General features: G+C 62.6%; 11 protein-coding genes. 4 read left to right on the top strand and 7 right to left on the bottom strand.

Annotation, left to right across the window (positions count from 1 at the left end):
• Positions 1-5: 5 nt before the first annotated feature.
• Positions 6-914: a carbohydrate ABC transporter permease gene (locus LRQ04_RS02745; RefSeq protein ID WP_235517478.1), complete on the top strand. Its 909-nt coding sequence runs from the start codon at positions 6-8 to the stop codon at positions 912-914.
• A gap of 124 nt (positions 915-1,038) precedes the next feature.
• Here the strand turns inward: LRQ04_RS02745 and LRQ04_RS02740 are convergent, their stop codons facing one another.
• The 4 genes from LRQ04_RS02740 to LRQ04_RS02725 are packed head-to-tail and all read right to left on the bottom strand — an operon-like array spanning position 1,039 to position 6,178.
• The gene (locus LRQ04_RS02740) at positions 1,039-1,851 is read right to left on the bottom strand and encodes a bifunctional allantoicase/(S)-ureidoglycine aminohydrolase (RefSeq protein WP_235517474.1); all 813 of its coding nucleotides are present in this window, start codon (positions 1,849-1,851) and stop codon (positions 1,039-1,041) included.
• A 14-nt stretch (positions 1,852-1,865) separates the two neighbouring features.
• Entirely contained in the window at positions 1,866-3,128 is a 1,263-nt protein-coding gene (locus LRQ04_RS02735; protein WP_235517472.1) for an aldolase, read from the bottom strand.
• A 1-nt stretch (position 3,129) separates the two neighbouring features.
• Complete coding sequence (gene aceB, locus LRQ04_RS02730) at positions 3,130-4,743, bottom strand: malate synthase A (protein WP_235517470.1); 1,614 nt, start codon at positions 4,741-4,743, stop codon at positions 3,130-3,132.
• Between the two features lie 34 nt (positions 4,744-4,777).
• Positions 4,778-6,178: an NAD-dependent malic enzyme gene (locus LRQ04_RS02725; protein ID WP_235517468.1), complete on the bottom strand. Its 1,401-nt coding sequence runs from the start codon at positions 6,176-6,178 to the stop codon at positions 4,778-4,780.
• Positions 6,179-6,398: 220 nt separating this feature from the next.
• Between LRQ04_RS02725 and LRQ04_RS02720 the strand changes: the two genes are divergently transcribed.
• Complete coding sequence (locus LRQ04_RS02720; protein WP_235517467.1) at positions 6,399-7,154, top strand: IclR family transcriptional regulator; 756 nt, start codon at positions 6,399-6,401, stop codon at positions 7,152-7,154.
• A 188-nt stretch (positions 7,155-7,342) separates the two neighbouring features.
• Here LRQ04_RS02720 and LRQ04_RS02715 read toward each other — a convergent pair whose 3' ends face one another.
• Entirely contained in the window at positions 7,343-8,860 is a 1,518-nt protein-coding gene (locus LRQ04_RS02715) for a nucleobase:cation symporter-2 family protein (RefSeq protein ID WP_235517465.1), read from the bottom strand.
• A 165-nt stretch (positions 8,861-9,025) separates the two neighbouring features.
• Complete coding sequence (gene pucL, locus LRQ04_RS02710; protein WP_235517464.1) at positions 9,026-9,940, bottom strand: factor-independent urate hydroxylase; 915 nt, start codon at positions 9,938-9,940, stop codon at positions 9,026-9,028.
• Between the two features lie 370 nt (positions 9,941-10,310).
• Here pucL and LRQ04_RS02705 point away from each other — a divergent pair, with 370 nt between their 5' ends.
• Complete coding sequence (locus tag LRQ04_RS02705) at positions 10,311-10,487, top strand: hypothetical protein (RefSeq protein ID WP_014922716.1); 177 nt, start codon at positions 10,311-10,313, stop codon at positions 10,485-10,487.
• A 160-nt stretch (positions 10,488-10,647) separates the two neighbouring features.
• On the opposite strand, the gene LRQ04_RS02700 is transcribed toward LRQ04_RS02705, so the two are convergent.
• Positions 10,648-11,583 carry a hypothetical protein gene (locus LRQ04_RS02700; RefSeq protein ID WP_235517461.1) on the bottom strand — a complete coding sequence of 312 codons (936 nt, stop codon included), beginning with the start codon at positions 11,581-11,583 and terminating at the stop codon, positions 10,648-10,650.
• 441 nt (positions 11,584-12,024) lie between these two features.
• On the opposite strand from LRQ04_RS02700, the gene LRQ04_RS02695 reads away from it, so the two are divergent.
• Positions 12,025-13,647 (top strand): hypothetical protein, encoded by a 1,623-nt coding sequence (locus tag LRQ04_RS02695; RefSeq protein ID WP_235517458.1) that lies wholly within the window; start codon positions 12,025-12,027, stop codon positions 13,645-13,647.
• Positions 13,648-13,709 lie beyond the last annotated feature (62 nt).

The raw sequence follows: 13,709 nt of genomic DNA, 5'->3' as shown, positions 1-13,709 counted from the left end.
ATGACATGACTGAAGTTGAACTCCTGGTCCCTGCAAAGTCCATCCGCCGGAGGGGGCGGCGTGGGGTCAGCCCGGCCCTGCGCGGAGAACGCAACGTTGTCCGCGGGGCAGGGGTAGCACTGCTGTGGCTGGTGGTCGTCATTAGCATCGCTGCCTTGGTGTGGATGGTGGCCCAGGCGTTCCGTGACACCCGGTCCATCCTCGATGACCCCTGGGGTGTCCCAACGTCCCTGGATTTCGGGAATTTCGTCCGTGCCTGGACCGTGGGTGACTTCGCCGTCGCAACGTGGAACAGCCTGCTGACCACTGTGGTTTCCTCGGTCCTGACGGTAGCCATCGCGGCCCCGTGCTCCTATTACCTCAGCCGCGTGGACAACAGGCTCACCCGAGGCCTGAGCCTGTACTTCATCCTGGGCTTGGGCATTCCGGCGCAAGTCATCCTGATCCCGCTGTTTGTCATGCTCAACAAGGTGTACCTGACCGACAGCATCATCGGGTTGAACCTGGTCTATATCGGGGTCTCGATGCCGTTCACGGTCTTCCTGTTGACGGCGTTCTTCCGATCCCTGCCCCTGGAGATGGAGGAAGCTGCGGCCTTGGATGGGACCACAGCGTTCGGCACGTTCTGGCGCATTACGCTGCCGCTCGCCAAAGGTGGCATCCTGACGGCGTTCATCCTCCAGGTCATCTCGCATTGGAATGAAACGCTCCTGGCCCTTACCCTCCTGCAATCCACGGAAAAATACACCCTGCCAGTAGCCCTGATTTCGTTCGTGCAGCAGCAGACGTACTCCGGGGCTGACTGGGGCGGACTGTTCGCCGGACTCGTGATCGTGGTCCTGCCGATGCTCATCATCTATGTATGGCTGGGTCGCCGGCTGACCGAGGGACTCACGCTTGGGATGGGCAAGTAGCCGGATCGCCATCGGCCGTCGCCGCTAAACAACTGAAGCACCGAGTCCGCCGGAAAACGACGAAATCGCCGGAAAACTCCAGCGAACTGGCAGCTTTCCGGCGATCTCGGCGTAGGCGCAATGCTTAGGTCAGCTTCACCTGGCGGTTCATGTCCTTGTACAGCAGGTAGCGGAACTCGCCCGGACCACCGGCGTAGCAAGCCTGCGGGCAGAAGGCTCGCAGCCACATGAAGTCGCCGGCCTCCACCTCAACCCAGTCGTTGTTGAGCAGGTACATGGCCTTGCCTTCAAGGACGTACAGGCCGTGTTCCATGACGTGGGTTTCCGGGAAGGGGATCACACCGCCGGGCTGGAACGTGACGATGTTGACCTGCATATCATGGGCCAGGTCGCTGGAATCCGTGAAGCGGGTGGTCTTCCAGACGTCGTTGGTGTCCGGCATGGAGGTGGGCTCCACGTCCTTCTCGTTGGTGACGAAGGACTTCGCTTCGAACCCTTCGAGCCGCTCGTACGCCTTGCGGATCCAGTGGAAGGAAACGATGTCGTCGGACACGTTTTCCAGGCCCCACTCCGCACCGGCTGCGAGGTAGGCGTAGCCGCCCTCTTCGAGGTGGTGCAGCTCGCCGTCGAGGGTCAGGTTGACCTGGCCCTTGGTCACGAAGATGACGCCTTCAACGCCGGACTCGAACTCGGCCTTCGGTGCGCCGCCGCCCGGGCCGATCTCCACGATTAGCTGGGAGAACGTGGTGGCGAAGCCGGAAATCGGCCGCGCGATGATCCAGGAGCGGGTGTTGGAGAAGCCCGGCAGGTTGCTGGTGACGATGTCCGTCATGACACCCTTGGGGATCACCGTGTAGGCCTCGGTGACGATGGCCCGTTCGGTGGTCAGGTGGGTCTGCGGGGGCAGCCCGCCCTCGGGGTAGTAGTACTTGCCCATGCGAAATGCTCCTATCAGTGGGAAGTCGGTTGTTCGAGCCGCGGGTGCGCCAGCGCGGTCAGCTGTGAAAGTTCGACGCCGGCAAGCGCCTTGACCTCGTCGGTCCCCACTGCGCCGCACTGGACGCCGCGGAGGACGAAGCCAGCCAGCGCGCGGGCCGTGGCGGGCTCATCCATGACGCCGCCTTCGGTGCGCTCCACGTAGTTGCGGAGGCGCAGAGCCGCGGCGGGCAGGCCTTCGCGGTAAAACGCGTACGACGCCGAGAAGCGGCTGGGCAGTTGCGCGGCGTGGAGATCCCAGCCCTGGTAGTAGCCGTTTTCCAGGGAACGTCGGACCAGGCGGCCGTGCAATTTCCATGCATCTTCCACGGCGTCTCCGACGGGGATGATGTTGGTGGAACCGTCGGACAGGCGGATGCCTGTGCCCGCGACGGCCAGTTGCATGACCTGCTTGGCGAAGTCTGCCACGGGGTGTTCCATGGACTGGTATTCCGCAGAGATGCCCAGCGACGCGCTGTAGTCGTAAGTCCCGTAGTGCAGGGCGCTAATGCGGCCGGGCACCACGTGGGGGAGCTGGGCCACAGGCGAGGTTCCATCCGCGCCGATGATGAGCTGCGGGGTTTCCACCTGCACCTCAAAGCGGAGCCGGCCAGCGGGGAGCCCAAGGACTTCCTCCAGGCGGGACACTGCGTAATCCATGGCCTGGACCTGGGCCACAGTGGTGACCTTGGGCAGGGTGAGGATCAGGCCCGGCGGGAGCTCCCCGGCTGCTGCGAGCGTGGACACGAACAGGTCCAGGGTGCGCAGGCCGCGGGCCCGGGTGGGGGCTTCGAAGCACTTGAAGCGGATACCGATGAACGGCGGTGCTGTTCCGGCTGCGACAGCAGCTGCAACGGCGTTGGCGGCAGCAACGGCGTCGGCGTCTTCTGCCTCGTCGCCGCGGTCACCGTAGCCGTCTTCAAAGTCCAGGCGAAGGTCCTCAATGGGCTCGGAGGCCAGCTTGGAAGCTACCCGGGCGGCAACGGCTGCAGCCAAGTCGGGCTCCTGGCCCAACAGCTGTCCGAGTTTTTCGAGACCGCCGTGGGCTTCCGCCGTCGCGAGTGCCTGGGCGCCCCAGTCCGCCAGGAAAGTGGGCGTGAAGCGGTCCGCCGGAATGTAGAGGGTGTGGATGGGCTGGCGGGAGCCGTCGTCGCCGGGGTAGTTGCGGTCTAGCAACTGGTCCGTCGCGGTCAGCTGTTCCTCGATGTGGGCCAGGTCAGATGAACTCAGTGAACCCATCTCAGCCCACCAGCTCATACGCGGGCGTGGTCAGGAAGTCCGTGTACTCATCGGAGAGACAGATGTCCTCGATCAGCTTGGACGCGGGCTCGTAGTACTTGGTGAAGTTCTCGTCACCGAATTCGATGCGCAGGCGCTCGGTCTCTTCGCCCAGGATGCGGGTGACCAGTTCGCGGGTCACTGTGTTGCCGGTGTCCGCGAGGATCGACTTGTTGCGGAGTTGCTGCCACACCTGCGAGCGGGAGATCTCCGCAGTCGCGGCGTCTTCCATCAGATTGTGGATGGCCACGGCACCACTGCCGGAGATCCACACGCCGGTGTAGGCGACGGCGACATACAGGTTCAGGCGCAGGCCGGCTTCGGTGACGGTACCGCCGGCGGACGCGACGTCGATCAGCTGCTCAGCAGTGACGTTCACCTCGGGGCGCTGCTTATCCAGCTGATTCTTCTTACCGCCGTTTGCAGGGTCGCCAAGCACGGAATCGAAGACTTCGCGACAGGTGGGCACCAGGTCCGGGTGGGCAACCCAGGAACCGTCAAAGCCATCGTTTGCTTCGCGGGTCTTGTCGGCGCGGACTTTGTCGAAGGCTGCGGCGGTGACGTCCGGCTGCTTGCGGTTGGGGATGACGGCGGCCATGCCACCCATGGCGAAGGCGCCGCGCTTGTGGCAGGTCTTGACCAGGAGTTCGGTGTAGGCACGCATGAAGGGTGCCGTCATGGCAACGGTGGCGCGGTCCGGGAGGACGAACTCTTCGCCGGCATCACGGAAGTACTTGATGATGCTGAAGAGGTAATCCCAACGCCCGGCATTGAGGCCGGAAGCGTGGTCACGCAGTTCGTAGAGGATCTCGTCCATCTCGAACGCTGCCGGGATGGTTTCGATCAGCACGGTGGCGCGGACGCTGCCCTGCGGGACGCCGAGGTAGTCCTGTGCGAAGACGAAGACGTCGTTCCAGAGGCGTGCCTCAAGGTGGCTCTCCATCTTGGGCAGGTAGTAGTACGGGCCGTGACCGTTTTCCAGCAACTGCTTGGCGATGTGGAAGAAGTGGAGGCCGAAGTCCACCAGCGCACCAACGGCGGGTTCGCCGTCGAGCAGTACGTGGCTTTCCTCCATGTGCCAGCCGCGGGGGCGGGCAACAACAACGGCCAGGGGAGCATCCGTGCGGAGCCGGTATTCCTTGCCCTCGGGGGAGGTGAAGCTCAAAGTGCCCCGGGCGGCGTCGCGGAGGTTCAGGATGGCGTCGACGACGTTAGGCCACGTGGGGGTGCTGGCGTCTTCGAGGTCGGCAAGCCATACCTTCGCGCCCGAATTCAGGGCGTTGATGGCCATCTTGGCCGGGGTTGCCGGACCGGTCATCTCAACGCGGCGGTCCTGCAAAGCTGCAGGAGCCTCGGCGACTTTCCAGTCGCCGTCGCGGATTTCCTGGGTTTCCGAAAGGAAGTCGAGGCGGGACGTGTCCGCAACCTTCTGGCGCTTGACCTTCCGTGCCTGGAGAAGCTCGTTGCGGGTGCCGGCAAAGCGGGTGTGCAGTTCTTCGATGAAGGCCAGTGCCTCCGGGGTGAGGATCTCCTCGGCGCGATCGATCGGCCGGGGATCAGTGACTCTAATAGCCATGTGAGCGGATTCCTTCTTCTAGGGTGCGCTGGTGCTACAGCGCGCTGGCGGCGTTTGCGTGCGCGGCGGCTGCCACCGCAGCAGCAACATCGGCAGCAACGTGGGGATCGAAGACGCTGGGGATAATGTAACTCGCGTTCAGTTCATCGTCAGCCACCCGGTTGGCGATCGCCTCGGCGGCGGCCACCAGCATGTTGGGCGTAATGTCCGATGCCCCTGCGTCCAGCAGCCCGCGGAAGAATCCGGGGAAAGCCAGCACGTTGTTGATCTGGTTGGGGAAGTCACTGCGGCCGGTAGCTACGACGGCGGCGTGCTTGGAAGCGATCACGGGATCGATTTCCGGCGTCGGGTTGGCCATGGCGAACACAATCGCATTTTCGGCCATCGAGGCGACCTGGTCCTCGCCGATCACGTGCGGTGCGCTGACGCCGATGAACACGTCAGCTCCCTTGAGGGCATCGTGCAGGGTGCCGGAGAAGCCTTTTTCGTTGGTGTTCGCGGCGATCCAGCTGCGGTGCTCGTCGCTGTATTCCTCGCCCGAGTGGATGGCGCCCGAGCGGCCTGCGGCGATAATGTGCTGCGCGCCCTGGGCCTTAAGGAGCTGGATGATGGCGGAGCCGGCAGCACCGACGCCCGAAACCACGATCTTGACCTCGGACAGCTTCTTGTCCACGACGCGCAGGGCGTTGACCAGGGCTGCGAGCGTAACGATCGCGGTGCCGTGCTGGTCGTCGTGGAAGACCGGGATGTCCAGCTCTTCGCGGAGGCGGTTCTCGATTTCGAAGCAGCGCGGTGCGGCGATGTCTTCAAGGTTGATGCCGCCGTAAACGGGGGCCATGGCCTTGGCGATCATGATGATCTCTTCGGTGTCCTGGGTGTCCAGGCAAACCGGCCAGGCGTCAACGTTGGCGAACTGCTTGAACAGCGCAGCCTTGCCTTCCATGACCGGGAGGGCCGCGGCCGGGCCAATGTTGCCCAGGCCCAGGACGGCGGAACCGTCAGTGAGGACAGCAATGGTGTTTCGCTTGACCGTGAGGTTGCGGGCGGCGGCCGGGTCTTCTGCGATGGCCATGCAAACGCGGGCGACGCCGGGAGTGTAGGCGCGCGAAAGATCGTCGCGGTTGCGCAGGGCTACTTTGGGGACGACCTCGAGTTTGCCGCCGAGGTGCATGAGGAAAGTGCGGTCCGAAACGTGCTGGACGGTGACGCCGTCGAGTGCGTTCAGGGCGTCCTTGACGCGGGCTGCGTGGTCGTCGTCGGTGGTGTTGCAGGTGACGTCGACAACGATCTTCTCGTGGTGGGATTCCGTGACGTCCAGGGCGGTGATTGCTGCACCGGCTGCGCCGACGGCTGCTGCCAGTTCGCTGGTAGCGGTGAAGCTCGACGGTGCGGCGACGCGCAGGGTGATCGAGTTTCCGGGGCTCGGATTCGCCATTGAAATTCCTCCTGTTAGGCCCGTTCCCGGGCCGCCGTTCCTACAAAATGTTTTCGTATTATGGATATTATTATCTACAAAGTGGAAACACAACCCCTTGCTTGGTCATGTTCGGTGTCATCGCGCCGCTTGCATGCGTGCTGTATGTTGGGTGTTCTAAGCAATTCTTTTCACGATGCGGATAAGAGTTGTCGGAATCTGAGTCATTGGAGACAAGGGAATGGCTGAAAAAGCCTCCGGAGGCGTGCAGTCCGTTGAGCGCGTCTTTGAACTGCTGGAACTGATCACGGACGCCGGTGGCGACGTCACCCTGAGCGAGCTCTCCTCGTCCACGGATTTGCCCCTGCCTACCATCCATCGCCTGTTGAGGACCCTGGTCTCCCTTGGGTACATCCGCCAGCTGCCGAATCGCCGCTACGCCCTGGGCCCGCGGCTTATCCGGCTCGGTGAAGGTGCCAGCAAGCAACTCGGTGCCGTAGCCCGCCCTCAGCTCAAGACCCTCGTAGAACGACTCGGAGAGACCTCCAACATGGCGGTCCTGGACTCGGACATGGTCATCTACGTGGCCCAGGTTCCGTCCATGCACTCCATGCGCATGTTCACCGAGGTTGGCCGTCGCGCCCACACGCACGATACCGGCGTCGGCAAGGCCATCCTGGCCCAGCTGGATGACGATGTTGTCCGCGGCATCGTGGCCCGCACCGGCATGCCCACCCCGACGGCGAAGAGCATCGGGGACATCGACTCCCTGCTCGCTGACCTGGCATTGATCCGTGAGCGCGGCTACTCCATTGACGAGGAAGAGCAGGAGCTCGGCGTGCGTTGCTTCGCCATGGCCGTCCCGAACGCGCCCACGCCCACCGCAATCTCCGTGTCCGGCCCCATCACCCGCGTGGACCAGAGCTTCGCCGATCGTGCTGTGCCCATGCTGCGTGAGGCGGCCAAGGCGATCTCCGCGGAGCTCAACCAAAACTAAGACCCTGCCGAGTGGCATTTGATGGCAATGTTCCCCGCGAACATTGCCATCTTTTGTCATCTGGGCGGTCCCCGGAAGGTGAGTGGTGCACCCAAGGCGAGTGCCGACGTCGTGCGCTTCCCTGGCACCGCGAAAGGCGGCAGTGTCCCCCAAGGAAACACTGCCGCCTTTCATCCGCGGAAGAGTGGTCAGTGCTCTGACGCGCTGGAAGTCTTGAGCGGGACCTCGTTGCCGTCGGCGTCGATCAACTTGCCGTTCTCAAAGCGGTCGCCTTCGCTGAGGCACTTGATGTCCTCTTCGCTGACAATCCGGTCCGTTCCTGCGACGAACACCGACTGGTTGTCCGAGTTGCCGGCCTTGAAGTGGTTGAACAGGATGTTCAGCAGGATCGCCATGACCGCGGCCGAGCTGATGCCGGAGTGGAATATCGTGGAGAACCAGGACGGGAACTGGTCGTAGAACTTCGGGGCGGCGATCGGGATCATGCCGAAGCCGATCGATGCCGCCACGATGATCAGGTTCATGTTGTTCTTGTACTCGACCTTGGCCAGGGTGCGGATACCGCTGGCGGCAACCGTACCGAAAAGTACGACGCCGGCACCGCCCAGGACGGGCGTCGGAACCGCAGCGACCACGCGGCCGAGGATCGGCAGGAGGCCCAGGACCACCAGGATGAGGCCTCCGGCGCTGACCACGAAGCGGCTCTTGATGCCCGTGATGGCAACGAGGCCAACGTTCTGGGCGAAGGCGCTCTGCGTGAAGGAGTTGAACAGAGGGGAGATGGCGCTGGAGAGCATGTCGGCGCGGAGTCCGTCACCGATGCGGCGGGAATCAACCTTGGTGTCCACGATCTCGCCCACCGCGATGATGTCCGCGGAGGTCTCGGTGAGGGTCACCAGGATAACAATCAGCATGGAGATGATGGCTGCGACTTCGAACGTGGGGGCACCGAAAGCGAAGGGTGTGGGGAAGGCGACGACGTCGCCCTGGCCCACCTTGGAGAAGTCGGCCATGCCGGCGATGAGCGCAATGATGGTGCCGATCACCATGGCCAGCAGGATCGAGAGCCGGGAGATCGCGGCGTTGCCGACCTTGCTTAGGAGCAGTACGACGCCCATGGTTGCTGCGGCCAGTCCGATGTTGGCCATGCTGCCGTAGTTGTCAGCCTTGGCGTTGCCGCCCATGGCCCAGTTCGCGGCCACCGGCATCAGGGTGAGCCCGATGGTGGTGATTACTGTGCCGGTAACAACCGGTGGGAAGAATTTGATGATTTTCGAGAACAGGGGAGTGATGGCCAGGCCGATCAGCGAAGCCACGATCACCGAGCCGAACACCGCCTGGATCCCGCCGCCACCCTGGACGATCGCCACCATGGTGGAAACGCCGGCGAAGGACACGCCCTGGACCAGCGGCAGCTGCGAGCCGAACCACGGGATGCCCACCGTCTGAAGGATGGTGGCGAGCCCGCCTACGAACAAACAGGCGGCGATCAAAAGGCCGATGTCCTGTGAGTTCATGCCGGCCGCTGCACCGATGATCAGCGGCGGGGCAATGATTCCGCCGTACATGGTGAGGACGTGCTGGAAGCCGTAGGCAAACGTGCTTCCGATGGAGAGGCGCTTGTCCTCGGGGCGTTCGGGCTTGTTCGCGCGGTCCGTCCGGGACGAGGTGGTATTCGCAGTGCGGGATTTCTTCTTGATGTTCATGGCAGACTTTCTGGGTTCATGGCAGACGTCTTCGTCTGGCTAACTGTGTCTGGCTAACAAATCTTGGGGTTTTAGGGGTCGGGTTTGTGTACAGGTGATGCCTTTAAAGGGGCTCTTAGGGGCATCACCTGTACACAAACCCGGGGGTTGGCTTTCGCCGGGTGGTTAGCAGAAGCCGGCGATGCCGCTCCATGCAACGGGTGCAGCGTCGATGTCTTCGCGCTGGACGGTTGCTTCGATGAGGCCGTACGGGCGATCAGCCGCGAAGAAGACCTCGTTGGGGTTGTCCAGGCCGAACGGGCTCAGGTCAACCAGGAAGTGGTGCTTGTTGGGCATGGAGAACTTGATTTCGTCCACTTCGCTGTGTGCTTCGAGGACCTTCTTGCCCATGTCGAACAGCGTCTGCTGCAGGGCGTGGGAGTAGTTCTCGGTGAAGCCTTCCAGCAGGAGCGCCCGGATGTCCTCGTAGCTCTTGTTGAAGTCCGTACCGGCGAAGTCCAGGTTGGTGTTGTAGCGCCAGCGGGCGGATACGTCGGTGGCAAGGATGCGGTCGGTGGTTTCCGGCAGGGTGGTGTACTTATCCCGCGGGTAGCCGACAAAACCTGACTGGGTGGTCTTCAGGACGGTCAGGTCCTTGAGGCCGCTGATGAGGTGGGTGGTTGCGCCATCACGGACGACGACGGCGGTACGCACCTCTTGTCCGTTGCGGACGAAGCTGTGGTCGTGTCCCTCGCCGTGTGCCTGGATGCGATCCCAGCTGTAGGCCTCGGCTTCCCAGCGTCCGCCGGTTACCCAGTCGAACCCACCGGTGAAGTGATCGGCAAGGCGCAGGAGGAAGGCTTCGGGGGAGCCGATGCCTTCACGAGCGAAAGCGTAGACCGTGTTCTTCTGGGTGTCGGTGGCAACGACGTGGCCGTTGTCTCCTTCGAGGTGGGCTGCCTGGAAGTCGCCCCGCAGCTGCGAGGTGACGTTCAGGTCTTCGATGTGGTGGCGGTCCGTATCCCGAGTGACCTTGACGACGCGGACTTCTGCTTTGCCGTACTGGTTTTCGCCGAGGACGATGTTGTTGCTCATGGTCATATCCCAACTTCTGTGAGGTGGAACCTAGGTTCCATCAATGAAATTAAGCGCGTGTTTCCACCGCGTTTCTGGTGGAGCCGACCCAACAAAAAAGAGCCGACATCCATTGATGCCAGCTCATTACGACCCTGCCTGCTGCTCTCAGGTTACGTGACCTACGCCACGAACTGATTCGAGAGTAGCGCATGGTTTCGGCCTGTGTATACGGGTTCCCAAGGATCGTTATGAACTACCCGAATGTGACCGGGGCAACTCACTTTGCTCCGGAGGGGCTCTTGACGCCCAGTTTCCCAGCTGCCTACACTTTCCACATAACAATAAAAGTTTTCCGAAGAGCGGAAACTGAGTGCATGAGAAAGAGGAGGAACAGATGGACTCGAAGGATACGAACAACGTCGTGGAATTCCCGGCGCCGGGTCAGGAGCTGTACCTGCCCTTCGGTGCAACAGATCCGGACTTCTACATTCCGGCCGACTGCGACCGCAAAGCCGGCGGGTTCTCCCGTTGGCTGCGCGCGCTTCCGGTGTTCGGCCGGCAGCGCCCCTGATTTTCCTGCATCACGGGCGCGGACTCTGCGCAACAGAGCCAAGGAAGCGGGCGATACCTGGGGAGGTGTCGCCCGCTTTCCCGTTAGCGCCCGATTCGACGCTCCGCTGCGCAGTGTGCCGTGCGCAGCATCGAATGCGCAGCGTGCCCCCGTATTGGATTCAGCGCTTCTCTTGCAGGGCGCGCAGTACCCTCATTTTGAACTCTTGTTCCCTGTGCAGGTCCTGCCACTTGATGCGAAGGGACCTCCAGCCCAGCTCAGTCAAGGCCTTCTCGCGTTGGCGTTCCTGGTAAATTACCTCGGCGGTGGGCGCGTAGTCGAAGTACTTCACCTTTCCGTCGAACTCCATGGCCACCTTCTTCTTGCGCCAAGCGAAGTCCAGCCGATGGCGGCCCTCGGTCGACGCAACTTCTACCTGGAGTTCGGGGAGCTCGATCCTTAGCCGTTGGAGCAACTCACGGGTCAGGGTTTCGCCGGGGGACTCGGATCGGGCGTCCGCGTACGCCAAGGCCCGGCGCAAAGTGAGAACTCCGTTGCGCCCGGTCAGCGACGCGCACATCTCCTGAAGTCTTCGGGCATCGGCCCCCATCCGCAGGGCGTGATCCGTTAGCACCAGGGATTGCTTGTAGTTAAACATGAGGCAGCAGTCCACAATGGTTCGCTCCAAGGACGTGCATGGCATTCCGTCAATGAACACAACCTCGCCAGGGCCCAGCGTGCGGGTGTGCGGAACGACGCCGAAACCATGGGATTTGGAGGACGCAGTTGATCCAGTGGTGACGTGCACGCGGTCATCGACGTTCCAGAGAAACAGGCCATGGAGGCGAGCGGCTGAGTTGTGGCTGTAGACCAGGCCGCCAGCCGACGTCGTAAGCGTTCCGTGCGCGTGCGCGGCGATGAGTTGCCGACTGCGCACCCATGGCTTTTGTGCTGCCCATGTGCTCCCCCGAATGTAGCAACCCCGACGAAGCCGGACCAGCCCTCCCTCGCGCAACAAAGCGGCTATTTTCCTGTCGTTGAAGCCGAGTTCGTGGAGTTCGCTGGTTCGCCACAGATGTATTCCCGCTGGCAGCTCTCCTGGGGAGTTTTTGATCACGTGATAAGCCTCGAATGGCGCCCCCGCAGGGAGAAGGTGTGGGCTGGCCTATGTGGATAAACCCATTTCGATGCGTCGCTGCGTACTGTGCCGTGCGGACGGCTCAGGACGCAGCGAGGCGTCGAATTGGAAAAAAATGGACTCGTCATATTCTGATGGGATGTGGTGTGGGTCACGTATGCTGGGGTGGCGGCCGCTGTTTGATTCCAACCGGTCGTGGCGACCCCCATGGAGGGGTTGTACTTGCTGGCTCGATGGCGCCGGACGCATTGTCCGCACGTGTCGCACCGCAGCAGGTCGAGCGCTGTCGACGCTCGTCATCGGGTAGTGCCGGGTAGTGATCCCGGCTGATATGTCCTGCCATTGCAGGCAATAGAGAACCGGTTGGGGAGCCGGTAACGCAGCAGCCCCTCTTGGCTGCTACCCCAAAGGAACACCGCCATGAAACTCAAGGTCTCACTGTTTGTCGCCACCATCGCAATAGCTCTGACCGGATGTACAGACCCCGGCGCGCCACCGCCTACAACAAGTCCGAGTGCCACATCCACCGCCGAGCCGACGCTCACTGCCGAGCCGACGCCGGACCCGACAGATACCGTGACCTCCACCGCCACGGCCTCGCCCACTGCAACGCGGACGACGACGGTCACGTCCAGTCCGACTGACACCCCGACGACGACGCCAACTGCAACGCCGACGCCGACGACGACGGTCACGTCCAGTCCGACTGACACCCCGACGCCGACGCCCACTGCAACGCCGACGACGACGGTCACGTCCAGTCCGACTGACACCCCGACGCCGACGCCCACTGCAACGCCGACCCCAACCCCCACCGCCACGCCCAGCCCGACTGTCACACCCACGGTCACGCCAACGCCCACCCCGACACCCACACCCACTGGCAGCCTTGCCAATCTCGCCCGTGTCCCGTGGGACGGCGGCCCCGCGTACTGGGCCAGGTTCCCCGGCGCAGCCAAGCTCAACAACCCGAATCTTTTCCCCATCAGCGTCTACTACGGCAAGCCCGAGCACGCCGCCCAGTTGAAGGACATCGGCGTCAACGTGTACCAAAACGCCGAGCACGATGGGTCTTCGATGACGTCAATTACGGACACAGGAATGCTGGTGATCGCCGGGAAAGAGTGGTCGCGCGCTGAGGTGGGCAGTAACCCTGGAGTGGTGGGTTGGGATACCTACGATGAGTGCGACATGCTCGGCTTGGGGTGCGATGGCGCAACCTATGCCCAGAATCTCCAGCAGATGCAGGACAAGGTGGCCCAGATCCATGGGTTCAACGATGGCAGGTTCGCGTTCGCCAACTATTCCAAGGGCATCCTGGGAACCTACTGGGCTCCGGGGCTGATGGACGATTTCATGTCCGCGGTGGACGCTGCGTCTGTGGACAACTACATGTACGCCCGGGCGGATCTTCAGGATGAACTGAACCGGACTCCGTCGTGGCCGCAGGGCGCCATCACGGCAACCTCCGCGGCTTACGGCTGGCAGGTGGATCAGATGCGAAGCTTCCAATCCTCGCCAGGCGTCCACCCGAATTGGATCTTCGTGGAGTCCGCAAAACCGTTCCTCAATGATGTGAATGACCGGACCATCACCCCGGAACAGATGGAAGGTGCCATGTGGTCCGGCATCATCCACGAGGCCCGGGGGATCAGCATTTTCCAGCACAACAACAATGGCCAGGCTGGATTCGGCACGTATTCACTGGTCCAGGCGCCCGCTGATCGCAAGGCAAAGATCAAGGTAGCGCTAGCCGGCATCCAGGCGCTGGCACCTGTCCTCAACACCCAGAGCTATGTGTGGAACGCAGGTGCTGCCGGCACTGACACCATGCTCAAAGCCAAGGACGGCAGCGCTTACCTGTTCGCTGGCATTGGCTTGAAAGGCAGTACTGGTTCCAAGACCTTCACCCTGCCTGCTGGAGTCACCGGTACACAGGTGGAGGTTGTGGGCGAGAACCGGAGCATTTCCGTGCAAAACGGTAAGTTCACGGACTCCTTCGCCAACGAATACACGCACCACGTTTACAAGGTCACCATCTAGGTGCCCGAGTTCGCCGGAAGAGTGCGAAATCGCCGGAACGCTCCCTGCGAAGTGGCGGCGTT

The sequence above is a fragment of the Paenarthrobacter sp. AR 02 genome (genome assembly GCF_021538675.1).
Lineage (GTDB): Bacteria > Actinomycetota > Actinomycetes > Actinomycetales > Micrococcaceae > Arthrobacter.
This window is presented reverse-complemented; position numbering and strand designations above follow the sequence as displayed.